This is a genomic window from Nostoc sp. UHCC 0251 (genome assembly GCF_034932245.1).
Taxonomy (GTDB): Bacteria; Cyanobacteriota; Cyanobacteriia; order Cyanobacteriales; family Nostocaceae; genus Nostoc.
In genome coordinates this window covers 1-13,033 of the sequence record NZ_JAYGHD010000111.1, presented here as the reverse complement: position 1 = coordinate 13,033, position 13,033 = coordinate 1, and the positions used below count along the sequence as shown (strand labels likewise).

Below are 13,033 nucleotides of genomic sequence, written 5' to 3'. Positions count from 1 at the left end.
CTGCCCTCTGCCTTCTGCCTTCCCCAACCAAGATCACCAAAAGTTGCCAAGAACCCATAAACTGTCCGTTACGGACAACTTATGGTGTAAGTCACACACAAAAGTGTGACTGTAATCATAAGTTTGCCATTTTTGAAACCATAACTTTGCCGCAGTAAGAGTTGAAAAGTAGATTATTACGTTTATTGGCTAAATAGAAAAAGTTGAGTTTTGAAATGATAAGCTTGCCGAAAGTAGAAAAATAAAGCATAAACCTGCCGAAAATAACGGTTTTTCTGTATGCTCAGCGACCAAGACTTTGAAGACTGGTGTCGCCGCCTTTGTTTAACAGAGACGACAAAAGAGTTTGTGCAAAAAATCCGTTGTTCAGAACCTGTAAGGATTGTAGGTGGCGGAGCGAAAAATGTTTGCGGTAGCTATCCAAGCCGCAAAATGGGGAAAACAATTCAGTTTGAATCTCATAAAGTAGAACTGCCAGCGATCGTCGAATACGAAAATGACGAAGATGTTTTGGAATACTATGACCAACCAATTCGCTTAAGCCTATCATTCAAATCAAAGAGCGGACGTTGTGTGGTGACATCTCACACTCCTGATTTCTTGATCATACGCCGTAACTGTGTGGGATTTGAAGAATGGAAACCGAGCGAACGTCTCAAAACATTAGCTCAGAAACAACCCACACGCTATCAACAGAGCGAAGACGGTCAATGGCACGCTCCACCAGCAGAAACTAAAGTTCAGCCACTTTTACTGTACTACCATTTACGTACAGATCAAGAAATAAACTGGATTGCTTACCGCAACCATCAGTTTCTGAAAGCTTATTTCAATCAAGAAAATACAGTTAACTCAGAGGTAAGAACAACGGTTGTTGAGTGCGTGAGAGCTAACCCTGGAATGACTCTGAAAGAACTATTAGAATCAACCAGTACCAATTGGGTAGACGATATCTATGCCTTGATTGCAACAAAGCAATTATATGTAGACCTCAAAGCAGCAGCTTTGAGTGAACCAGAACAAGTTCATCTTTTCAGCAGTCAACAGATGGCACTGGCATATAATGTCATGATTGCTCAAAGAATTTCTACCACTATCGCCAGCGGACAACGAATTGATGTGGCGGTTGGCTCAACCCTTGTTTGGGATGGTAAAAGTTGGTGTGTACTTCAAATTGGAGACACAAAAATTGCTCTCCAAAGTGAAAATGAACTGATTGGGTTAACTCATGCAAACTTTGATGCACTCATTGCACAAAAAGAAATTACTCATATTCAACCTAAATCTGCAAAAACAACAGAAATTTGGGAACAGCTAAAATGCGCCAGTCCCGAAGATTTGTCCGTGGCTAACTACCGCTATAAAATCATTGAGCCATATTTACATGGAAGACCGCCAATTAATAGTTCTGTACCTGAGCGGACAATCCGTAGCTGGAAATCCAGATTTAATAAGGCTCTTAATAATTATGGCTGGGGCTATATTGGTTTACTACCCAATCGGGGAGACAAAGGAAATCGAGTAGACCGCTTTTCACCCGATACTTGGGAGTTCATCGACCGAATTATTGAACAGCATTATGAAAATCTCAAACAGCGAGGAAAACTGGCAACTTACGGTATTCTCGTTAGAGAGTGGGAAAAAGCAGGAAGAACAGACCCTTGCCCCAGTCGGATTACTTTCTGTAAGCGTATTAATCAACGAGATCCAGTACGGCAAACTCGCCAAAGACAAGGTAGTAGAGCAGCTTACCAAAAGAATCCTTTTTATCACGAATTAACGCTTTCCACGCCTAACCACGGCAGTCGTCCATTTGAAATCTGCCACATTGACCATACGGAATTAGATATTGAGTTAGTTTGTTCTCGCACTGGACGTTGTTTAGGCAGACCTTGGGCAACGATTCTGATTGATGCTTTCTCCCGCCGCATTTTTGCCATCTATTTAACTTTTGATCCACCATCGTATCGCTCTTGCATGATGGTGTTGCGAATTTGTGTGCAGCGACTTGGACGTTTCCCAGAAACATTAATAATGGATAATGGTGTAGAGTTTGGCAGTATTTACTTTGAAACTCTTCTGGCGGCATTTGCTTGCACAAAAAAACAACGCCCCGTTGCTAGTCCAAGATTTGGTTCGCTTATTGAACGTTTTTTTGGCACAACCAACACAGAATTCTTTTACAACCTAAAAGGCAATACTCAAATTACTAAACAGGTTCGCTTGGTAAATAAAGCAAATAACCCAAAAGTACAAGCTGTCTGGACATTGCCAGAATTATATGAATATTTTTGTGAATATGCTTATGTGATTTATGACTGTAGAGAGCATCCGGCGTTAGGACTCTCTCCTAATGCTGCATTTGAAAGAGGTCTTAATCAAAGTGGAATGCGCTATGGAGAAAAAATTTTAGATGATGAAAACTTTAAAATTTTTACCTTGCCTTCAACTCCGAAGGGAAGTGCAAAAATAATACCAAGAATTGGTATAAAAATTAATTCTATTTACTACTGGTCAATTGATGATTCCTTTCTTAATCCTGAAGTTGAAGGAACTCAAGTCCCAGTTAGATACGACCCATTTGATGTCGGGACTGCTTATGCTTATGTCAAAGGTAATTGGGTGCGGTGTATTTCTGAATATTACTCATCATTACAAGGTCATTCAGAAAGAGAAATTCGACTTGCAAGTATTGAATTGCGCCAACAGAAAAATCACTACAACCAAAAGATAACAATTAGGGCTAAGGAACTTGCACAGTATCTAGAATCAGCAGAAGCTCAAGAAACTTTACAGGCACAAAGATTGCACGATTTGGCTGCACTAGATATGCGTCAATTGCTGTATCAAAATAATATTAAACAGACAAAAACTTATCTTGATGAATATCCAATTAACATTAATACAACCAATCCTACTGAAGTTTTATCACAAACAGATAAATTAAATATTCCAGCAATAGATTTAGAACAAATTCAACCCCATACTCAAGAGGAGTTATGGCAATAAAACACAAACGTCTATTTCCTCAAGCACTCCTTACTCAATCATCAACCGAGCGGCTGAACTATTTTCAGGGGATTACAATTGGACATTTACGGTTAAAACAGGCTTTAGATATTTTGTTGATGAATCTTCAACAACCAACAGATATCTGTGTCTTGTTCGTTGTTGGCCCAGCAGGAGTAGGGAAGACTACTTTACGACTACGAACTGAAAAACTGTTAATGGAAGGTGCATTAGCATCTATGAACAGTAATATTTGTCAGATCCCAGTCGCAGGTATAGAGGCAATTGCTAATGAAGCAGGAAAGTTTAATTATAAAGATTACTACCTCCGGGTTCTAGAATCTCTAGAGAAAATCTCGCTCAATTCAATCACTACAAATAGTACATCAAATTATCAAAAGTATGCAAACACTCTTTCGGCTACATACTTTGCTTCCAAAAGTTCTGATACAGTGCGTCGTGCTTTAGAACAATCTATGCGACACCATCAATTAACAGCATTAATGATAGATGAAGCCCAACATTTGCTGATGGTTGCTGGAGGAAAACAAATGTTACATCAGATGAATTGGATAAAATCTATCGCTAATGTTACTGGTGTCGTACATATTTTATTCGGTACTTATGATTTACTCAACTGCTGTCACCTCAGTGGTCAAGTCAGCCGACGCAGCGATGATATACATTTACCTCGTTATTCGACAGACAACAAAGAGGATATAGCTGAGTTTATGAGGGTTCTCAGAACATTTCAGGCACATTTACCAATGCTAGAAGAACCTTGCTTGGTAGAACAATATGAATATTTTTTGGATTACTCAGTTGGCAGCGTTGGTCTCCTCAAAACTTGGTTGACAAAAGCGTTACGAAACGCCTTGGCAGAGAATGCGACAACCCTCAATGCGAAGTATATCCAACAAAACGAATACTCAAAAGCACGACGGCAGCAAATTCAACAGGAAGCACAAGCTGGAGAGAAGCGATGGCACAACGAGGTTGCAACTGTAACACCCAGTTTGACCAATGAAGATGTAAGGCAACCATCTCAAATCAAAGGTCGTGTTGGGAAACGTCTGGCTAAAAGAGATCCTGTAGGAATTAATCTTGATGTTAGTTGATTATTATACCGAAGATGAGTTTTGGAATCTGGAAAAACCAACAATTCCACAACGTTGTCAATTATTTCCATTAGAGCCAATTGGTGTTGGTACGCTTTATATGGAGAGCTTAAGTGGATATATTGCTCGCCTTGCCGACTATCACACCATAACTGCTGAAGAACTAATTTTGTCAAAAATTGTTCCACTGATGGGGCACAAAACAAGCAGTGCTAGTTCCATCAACATTATTAATCATTTATTTGGAGTTCAAGATTCTTTAACTCCAGCAAGCCAAACCAGAGTTAACATTGCCACTACTCTAATTCAAGTTCTAGAAGAATTAACCCAGCGTCAGGATTTATCTTGTCTGTGGCCATTGAAGTGGGCAAGTATTTTTTTCGAGTTTAGCATTCTGCGCTTACATCAAGCTTGGTGCCCAGTATGCTATGACACCTGGCGTACCAATAATCGAGTAATTTACAATCCACTGCTGTGGTTAGTCAACACAATCAAGGAATGCCCTCACCATGAGCATCAGTCACTGATTCAGCAATGCCCTCACTGCCAGCAAGAGTTTCCACCATTATCAAGGTATTCTCGTCCAGGATATTGCTCAATCTGTCATCTATGGTTAGGTGGACTGCAACTCAATCAAGTAGTTAATGAAGAAACTGAAAGCGTTGACTTTTGGCGGCAACAATTGATAGCTCCGCTCTCTAATCAAAGCAATAAGCCTCTGTGGCAGTGTATGTGGTTCGATGATGTCGAAGATTTGGCTGCCAATACACCCTCTAACTTCCTACCACCCATACATCAAAACTAATTTTTCACCGAAACTTGCCCAGGCGTTTTGAAAGCATAAACGTGCCGCCCCGGCAAACTTATGGTTACAGTCACAAAAAGTGTTGTATATCAAGGGAAGTAGTGTTAATCGTAGTTTATGTCGGATAAAAGATAAGGGTATCTTATTTTGTGTTGTAGTCTTGTATTACGATGTAACTTAAAGCATAATGTGAGCAAACACCTTAGTTCATGGTTGGAGACGTGGCAAAATTAACAATTCAGATCCCGGATGAACTAGCCGGGCAGTTAGAAGCTTTGCAAAGTCGCTTACCTCAACTACTTTGGCTATTGTTGGATGCAGATGTGCAACAAACAAGCGAGCAGCCAAAAGTGAATGCACAAACTGTAGAGGTTTCCGAAGTGTATCAAGAAGTGCTGGATTTCTTGATTAAACGTCCAACGCCAGAAGAGATAATTGCTTTTAAAGTTTCATCACAAATACAAATGCAGTTAGAAGCATTATTAGAGAAAAACCGTTCTGCTTCACTAACTCAGATGGAATTAGCTCAATTAGATGTTTACGAACAATTAGAACATCTAATGATTCTGCTAAAGGCCCGTGCTATGGAAAAGTCATGAAAATTTGATGGCCAGTACTTCAATTTCAACAGAACTTCGCAAGCTGGTAGTTAGTAGAGCGTCAGGACGCTGTGAATATTGTTTAATTCACCAAGATTTTTCAATATATACCCATGAAGTAGATCATATTCTTGCTATAAAACATGGAGGTGAAACTTTGGCGGAAAATTTAGCTCTTTCATGTTTATCATGCAATCGTCATAAAGGTTCTGATTTTGCGACAATTGACTCGGCTACCGGAGAAATAGTGCCATTGTATAATCCTCGCCGTCAGATTTGGGATGAACATTTCTATTTTGAGAATGTAAGAATTGAGGGAAAAACTCAAGTAGGGCAAGCAACTGCAAAGTTACTTCAGTTTAATCTTCCTAATCGATTACTACAAAGGCAAGTATTAATGAGTCAGCAAAAATATCCTTGAGTATGTAAAGTTAGTATCTTTATAATAACTAATGGTATAAAAGCCAATTAATGGTTTTATAAAAGTTATAAATACTAGAGAAGAAATATAAACATTAAAATTATTTATTTAGTTAAAGATGGATTATAGCGCAGATTCTTTACCTCCGATAAAACTGATACCATTGGATAGAAATCTGTCTAGTGTGCAAACAACACAACATAGAAGTTCTGTTAAAATTAGCACACCAACCGATATCCGATGGGTAAAGGTGCTGGAATTTTTACGCAGCAACAATCTCGCACCCAACAGCCGCAAGCTTTACGAACGCGAACTCAAACGATTTTTGGCGTGGAGTGAGCTGCACTATCATGAGCTACGCCCACGTCACTTCGCACTATATAAAGAGTATCTGCGAGATGAACTACGGACTGATGTTGGTAAACCGCTTTCAAAAAGCAGCATCAATGCAGGAATTGCGGCTCTCAAAAGCTTTTTCAAATGGATGTGCTACACGTATCCTGAAATTATTTCTACTAATCCGACACTGGGGATAAAACTGGAAAAAGTGCCACTGCCACCAGCCCAAAGTTTGACCGATGAAGAAATGGAACAGGTTTGGTCAGCGTTGGAGTTATTGGGAGAAACAAAGCAACGCGATACAGCACTGGTTCACATTCTCAGTCATGGACTCCGGGCAGGGGAAGTTGTGCAGCTAAATGTTGGCTCATTTGATGGCAAGCTGCTATTTTTACCAGACACCAAAACCAATGAACCACGCTTAGTTCCACTGCGAAAAGAGAGTCGGGAAGTCGTGGCAGATTATTTACAATTGCGCGAACAGCAAGGAGAGGTGTTGTCCAGCCTTAGTCCACTGATGATTTCACACCATGCTTCATACAAGGGTGAACGCTTGAGTTATCACGGGATTTACTTCGCTGTAGAAAAAATCGGTGAAATAGCTCATATTGAGGATTTGCACCCTCATTCATTTCGACATACTTACGCTACTGACTTATTGCTATTGGGAGTTGACCCCAGCCATGCACGAAAATTAACAGGACATCAAAGCGAGAAAGCGTTTCGGCGCTATACCCTTCGCAGCGAACAAGAAGCTGCGATCGCTGCTTACTATCGTGCGATTGGCGAAGAAGCGGAGTAAGGTATGCCCAAGCCACTCGATCCCAAGTGTCAGTTATGCGCCAAGTTACCAACAACTCAAGCTAAAGTGCTGCATGGAACAGCAGGGGACGGGTGTTGGAATCCAAAAGTCTGTCATAATCGCCGTTCGTTTTACCGCCACCGTTCGCAGAATAATTCAGCAGAAATTGATTCAGTAACAGTCGAACCACCAGCAACATATTTTGCAGTGCTGTATTTGTATAAAGAATCAGGGGATAAACCATTACACGCGTTAGGTGCAGAACTCTGGCTGGGGCAACAGCCTATTTGTCGCTTAGAACCAATTCACTGCTTTGGACTAACGGCTGGCAAGATCCGCGCCTATACAGATCAGGTGTTGCAGGCTTTTGCAAAACAATATGGTGTTTCGCTCTATCAATATAAGGATATGTTTGAGATTAGCTCAAGCTACTGCCCAGTGCGACCCTGCCCGTTACATCCAGAATCTTAGAGATGACCACATACCGCCAATTAACAATTTGGGATGTATTAGATGAGTTGTCTGAATCTCCACCAACTTCTTCCCTTGATGCTATGTGGGATTGTTTGGATGCCGAGCTAGAAAATTTACCTTTGGAGGCACAGTTATCAACAGCAGCGCTTGCCTTCAGTCAAATTGCAGATATTCTCAAATCTCGTGCCGAAGTGCTGTTGCAAGATACCCGCGATCGCAATAGTCTTTTGGGGCCAATTGTTAGCACCGATCTCTTTGCTGGTCTAGTGCGGACAACAATGCACCTAGATTTAGATGATTTAATTGAACCGCAAACACCACAAACCTTTAAACCACACGGCCCACACCAATTTTCATATTCTAACCAGGAGGGTGATTCTGTAGCAGCACCTGTTGAGAAAGCGAATGTTTTGGCAATGCTCGATGAGGTGACAACTTTAGAAGATGTCCGCAATTTGGCATCAGATGAGGATGTCCAAAAATGGCAGAGTGCGATCGCTAAATATCTTACACAGGTCAAAGGTGAGATTTCTTTAGTTAAACTGCAACGTGTGTTGCAAATGCCGATGGTGGAGGTGTGGTTGGGATTATTGCTGGGTGGGTTTACACTAGAACAGCGTGGTGATTTTTATCACAACCATAATGTCTGGGTGAAAAGCTCTCCTTCCTTCGACCAATGACAATTCATTCGCTATATAGAATCTATTTGGGAAGCGATCGCCTAAGATAATTGGCAACCTTTTAATGATTTAGTGAGACAAATACAGTCTAGGCAATAGTTCTGGCTTTATTTACAAGTAAGGAGACTCTGATCTTTTTACTCGGATCGTAGCAACACATACAAATTTTTTTGATTACCACGCATGAGGCGAAAATTTTCGTCTAAATAGGTAATATCTGTCCAGCCATTAAAGGAGAGTGTTGATTCCAAAGGCGACTGATTATCGACTCCTAAAGCCTTACGAAAACTAGAGTCGGTCAAATCATTCCTTACACTTTTAACGGATGTTTCTACAAAATCAATATTGAGACGTTTAGAATCTTCTACTGTGTAACGCCCTTCAACTATAGTAATACCTAAAATACCAGACAATAGAGTAAATTCAATTAGGTTATTGTATTGCTGACCAGCTGTATAAACTTCTTGAAAGATACCAGTAACGCTGATAGCCACATTCGGGAGTTTACCAAAAGAGACACGTTCTAGAGTAGTTTCTTGTTCTAAGCCAAATGTACTGTACAAGAGCCGCCAGCGCCCTTGAACCAACTCAAGATGGTTTGTTGGTTCAGTAGTAGGATTTACAGCCTCAAGCGATCGCGCTAATGTCTCGATTTGCAATGCGGCTGTTGGAGTATAGTTAAACCCAATGTCACCAGCTTCTGATATAGAAATCAGTTCTTGTTTTAGATTTACCAATTCGCTAACCATAATTTGGTCTAAAAAAACCTTTTTAGCTCGTGAAAACGGCAGAAGATATCACTCTTTGGTATTAACCGTAGATTCTATCACAATACCTTCTTTTTTTATACTGTAAAAACGACGTTTTACCTTATTTATTTGCAACAAGTATTGAGTTCTATTCATTTCATTGAAGCGATAAGCCATTCCGGCAACGTCTTCTCTACCAGACGCAGTTCGCGTTCGCTTACCGCTTTCATACAACGAGTTAATTGTTGCATTCTTGTATTAAAAATCAAGTTTACTTTTGCTGTCTCCATACAAGGTTGTACTCCCGTTCCACAGTCGCCAGCAATTTTGCCTGCAACGAAGATAAATAAGGTTTAGCTTGTTTCCCCAATCCCTGCAACAACCAATCTACAGAAGAGTCACGGCTGGCCAGTTGATGCAACTGCCGTAACCTCACACACAACTGCTGCATAAAAAAGCAATCTTCATCAAGCAATTTTAGTGATTTCATCTGTTCGATTTTTACGGTGTAGTCGCCATCCCAGGTTTGAACTGTACAACTGTATTCCGCAACATGGCTGACTACGCCCCAATAACCCGCTTTACCTCTCAAGTCTGGGTTATCTTTGGGCAGAAGAATACATATTTCCCCAATATGATAAGGATTGGGTACTTTCGGACTTTCGCGTATCCTGTCCACTACGTCTTTCACGATCCGACCAGATGGAATCTTATTCCCAGCTTGCTCTACTGCCTGCTGCCATACATCCGCTTGTACAACCGGTTCCAACTCAGCTTTCGCCAAAAACCGCAGTTGTCGTTCGTTGGTCGGCATTGGAATTTGCTGACCATTGGTCGGCAAAAACTTTTGAAGATTCTCGTAAACAGCAGTAGCCGAAATCTTCAAGTACGCTGCATCACGACTGTAACCAAAGCGTTCGCGGCAGTATTCTTCAAAAGTTCGGTGCGTGGAACGGTATAGCCGTCTGTCTCTCAACGCCATCAGCGCCTGACCCGCTTCTAAAAATGCACGTTCTACACGGCGTTCCAATTGCAAGCGTAAGCTTTGTTCTTGGTCGGTCAACTCTCTTACTTCAACAGCCGCCACCGTGATAGTTGCTGAAGCTGGGTTTTCGTGCAAAGAAGTATTTTCCTGAGCAGGGTCGGTTGCTAGGTTTGGTTCCTCAGATGTCGTGGGGGTAATTTTCTTGCGTCTAGATGGTGGTTTGTTCATTATTCCACCTCCAGGCTGATAGTAGTTGAACAAATATTAAGTTGTGTCATCATTGAATATAGTGTTTCTTATCTTTACCCACAACAATACCTTGGATGGGGTTTTCCATTGCTTTTTATATTTTGCAGTCTTAAGGCACTACCAAATATAAGACTTTTTAAAAAACCACCATACCAGAGCCACCACAACAGCAAAATACTAAACTTCTTAGCATTTGTTACTTTTGCAAAATGCCTACTATTTGAGCGTATTCTAGAAAATATCCTCTTCAACACACGGATAAAACAACGGCTAATGCTTGATTATTTGACAGCGCGTATTGCATTTTGGATGACTTTGTTTGGAGTACAAGAGTCGTTGTTAGGATTTCGCCTGGGTTATCTCGGTCGTTACTAGTTTCTTTCCATTAGTGCTAGCTTACTCGTAAGCTTTTTGCGCGATCGCTGAGGTAATCTTTGATGTGATTCTCAGCCTGTCCCAAGGTTACAAAGGAACTAAAAATTTCAATTATACTATACAATATAGCTATACTTTTATAGTAGCTAATTATACCGTTATATTAGTTTTCATCAAGCAGATAATTATTACCAAAATAGAAATAGTAGTTTTTTATTCCAAGAGTATTGACATGTTCTTGATTGCTGTATACTATCAATATCTTGTAAATTCAAACTATTCTCAATAACACTGTAATATCTATCAACACTAATTTTTTTGAGCTATTTTCCATCTTTTGCTTAAATAAGGTCATATCTGTTCTGTCCTTATTTAACAAGAGCTACGTAAGATAGAAGTAAATATTACAATTATTAGAATTATTGAAGAAAAAAATCAAATTCAGACTACGTACTTATTCACGTAAAGGAGAAAAATCTTGAGCGACGGCAATAATAATAATTCAGTTAGTGTAGCTTACTTTGATAGCTTGCCACAAAAATTTTCTGAAGGAGATGCTGATGCGCTTTTAGCTTTTGGTCGCCATTTACATTGGGGTTATTGGTCTGACCCAACTCAAGCTAATGGTTCGGTTGCAGATTTTGCTGTAGCGGCAGAGAACTTATCTCGTCTCGTTACTGACGTTGCAGAAGTACAGGATGGTTTAAGCATTCTTGATGTAGGCTGTGGATTTGGAGGAACTATTGCTACTCTCAATGAACGTTTTTGTAATATGCATTTAGTCGGAATAAATATTAATAAAGAACAGCTATCTAGAGCTGAAACAATAGTACAGGCTCTACCGGATAATCACATAGAATTTATTTACGCTGATGCTTGCCAGTTACCATTCCCTGATGGTTATTTTGATGTAGTTTTTGCAGTAGAGTCTATTTTTGCTTTCTCTAGCCGCGAAAATTTCTTTAAGGAAGCAAGGCGAGTTTTACGTCCAGAAGGAAGATTAACGATTTGTGATTTTATTCCTATTGAGGCTTTTTACCGAACCTGGAAATTAATAGAAAAAGCTATTAAAACTCTTATTGTTCGTACTTACGGCTCTCGATCTGTTAATTTTTGTCCTATTTTCGAGTACAAAAATTTAGCTGAAGCTACAGGTTTTGAGCTAGTAAAAACAGAGAATATTACTCGTAATACTCTACCAACTTACCCAGTAGTTAACTCATTAATGCGGCGAGAAGGGGATGAGGAAACTTACCGGGCAACTAGAGGGTTGGAGAGGCTTAGTCGCCGTGGATTACTACAATACATGATTTTATCTTTCCAAGTCTCTCCTCCTTAGTTGGAAGCTGAAAATTAAGATTATATAATTAACATGAAAATATTCAGTTTTCCCAAAGTTATCCAAGTAAGCATAATGATTTGCTTGTTGAATTCTGGAGTAGTAAAAGCACAAATCATCCCAGATTCAACGCTACCTGTCAATTCCGGCATTACTGTTGATAGTGATATTAGCATTATCAATGGAGGAACTAGAGCAGGTAACAATCTGTTACATAGCTTTGACCAGTTTTCCATCCCCACTGGGAAAACAGTTTACTTCAACAATGCAGGAGACATTCAAAACATTATTAACCGGGTAACAGGTAAGTCTATTTCTAACATTGACGGATTACTTCGAGCTAACGGTGCAGCTAACCTCTTTTTGCTTAATCCCAATGGCATTATTTTTGGTTCCAATGCCAGCTTGAATATTGGCGGTTCTTTTTTAGCAAGTACAGCTAGTAGCTTAAAGTTTGCTAATGGAACAGAGTTTAGTACTACTGAGACTCAAATTGCTCCTCTTTTAACTGTAAGCGCACCCATAGGTTTGAACTTAGAAAACAATACTGGTGAAATCCGTGTACAAGGTTCAGGACATACCTTGGGTATTTCTTCCTTGTTTTCACCCATTTCAGGGGCAGGTGCTAGCGACAATGGTCTGCGGGTTTTGCCGCAGAAAACCTTAGCCTTGATAGGTGGTGGCATTGCTTTAGAAGGAGGCAATTTGACAGCACCAGGAGGACGGGTAGAACTTGGTAGCGTTGGTAATGGAATAGTTACCTTAAATCCGACAACCTCCGGTTGGGTGTTCGGATATGAGGGATTACAAAACTTTCAAAATATCGAACTGTCTAAACGAGCATTGGTAGATGCTAGCGGCTCTGGAAGTAGTGCCGTTCAACTAGTAGGAAAACAAATTTTTTTGACTGAAGGCTCAGTTGCGTTGATTCAAAATCAAGGCACACAGACTGGAAGCGGTATAAATATACAGGCTTCAAATTTACTTCAATTAAGTGGTACTTCTGTCGATGGAATGATCCCTAGTGGAGTTGAAATAAGCTAATCGGCATTTAAGCTGCATAATATAAATGCAGAGTCGGTTGAAAAT

At 40.2% G+C, this 13,033-nt stretch carries 12 protein-coding genes; 10 read left to right on the top strand and 2 right to left on the bottom strand.

What is annotated here, in order from left to right; genetic code table 11:
* The first annotated feature begins 279 nt into the window (after positions 1-279).
* The 8 genes from VB740_RS13945 (at position 280) to VB740_RS13910 (ending at position 8,247) form a co-directional block, all read left to right on the top strand.
* Entirely contained in the window at positions 280-3,009 is a 2,730-nt protein-coding gene (locus VB740_RS13945) for a TnsA endonuclease N-terminal domain-containing protein (RefSeq protein ID WP_323200587.1), read from the top strand.
* The gene (locus VB740_RS13940; RefSeq protein WP_323200586.1) at positions 3,000-4,127 is read left to right on the top strand and encodes an AAA family ATPase; all 1,128 of its coding nucleotides are present in this window, start codon (positions 3,000-3,002) and stop codon (positions 4,125-4,127) included. The genes VB740_RS13945 and VB740_RS13940 overlap by 10 nt, the downstream gene beginning before the upstream one ends.
* The gene (locus tag VB740_RS13935; protein ID WP_323200585.1) at positions 4,117-4,932 is read left to right on the top strand and encodes a TniQ family protein; all 816 of its coding nucleotides are present in this window, start codon (positions 4,117-4,119) and stop codon (positions 4,930-4,932) included. Before VB740_RS13940 ends, VB740_RS13935 begins: the two co-directional genes overlap by 11 nt.
* Positions 4,933-5,153: 221 nt before the next feature.
* Positions 5,154-5,531: a hypothetical protein gene (locus VB740_RS13930; protein ID WP_323200584.1), complete on the top strand. Its 378-nt coding sequence runs from the start codon at positions 5,154-5,156 to the stop codon at positions 5,529-5,531.
* A gap of 7 nt (positions 5,532-5,538) precedes the next feature.
* The gene (locus VB740_RS13925; RefSeq protein WP_323200583.1) at positions 5,539-5,952 is read left to right on the top strand and encodes an HNH endonuclease signature motif containing protein; all 414 of its coding nucleotides are present in this window, start codon (positions 5,539-5,541) and stop codon (positions 5,950-5,952) included.
* Positions 5,953-6,070: 118 nt separating this feature from the next.
* The gene (locus VB740_RS13920) at positions 6,071-7,093 is read left to right on the top strand and encodes a site-specific integrase (protein WP_323200582.1); all 1,023 of its coding nucleotides are present in this window, start codon (positions 6,071-6,073) and stop codon (positions 7,091-7,093) included.
* Between the two features lie 3 nt (positions 7,094-7,096).
* Entirely contained in the window at positions 7,097-7,564 is a 468-nt protein-coding gene (locus VB740_RS13915) for a hypothetical protein (protein WP_323200581.1), read from the top strand.
* 2 nt (positions 7,565-7,566) lie between these two features.
* Positions 7,567-8,247, top strand: coding sequence for a hypothetical protein (locus VB740_RS13910; protein ID WP_323200580.1), 681 nt, complete (start codon positions 7,567-7,569; stop codon positions 8,245-8,247).
* Positions 8,248-8,384: 137 nt separating this feature from the next.
* On the opposite strand, the gene VB740_RS13905 is transcribed toward VB740_RS13910, so the two are convergent.
* Both VB740_RS13905 and VB740_RS13900 read right to left on the bottom strand, forming a co-directional pair.
* Positions 8,385-8,996, bottom strand: a complete 612-nt coding sequence (locus VB740_RS13905; RefSeq protein WP_323200579.1) for a PAP/fibrillin family protein — start codon at positions 8,994-8,996, stop codon at positions 8,385-8,387.
* 271 nt (positions 8,997-9,267) lie between these two features.
* Positions 9,268-10,209, bottom strand: coding sequence for a hypothetical protein (locus VB740_RS13900; RefSeq protein WP_323200578.1), 942 nt, complete (start codon positions 10,207-10,209; stop codon positions 9,268-9,270).
* An 874-nt stretch (positions 10,210-11,083) separates the two neighbouring features.
* Between VB740_RS13900 and VB740_RS13895 the strand changes: the two genes are divergently transcribed.
* Positions 11,084-11,944, top strand: a complete 861-nt coding sequence (locus tag VB740_RS13895) for a class I SAM-dependent methyltransferase (RefSeq protein WP_323200577.1) — start codon at positions 11,084-11,086, stop codon at positions 11,942-11,944.
* 33 nt (positions 11,945-11,977) lie between these two features.
* Complete coding sequence (locus VB740_RS13890; RefSeq protein ID WP_323200576.1) at positions 11,978-12,988, top strand: filamentous hemagglutinin N-terminal domain-containing protein; 1,011 nt, start codon at positions 11,978-11,980, stop codon at positions 12,986-12,988.
* Positions 12,989-13,033 lie beyond the last annotated feature (45 nt).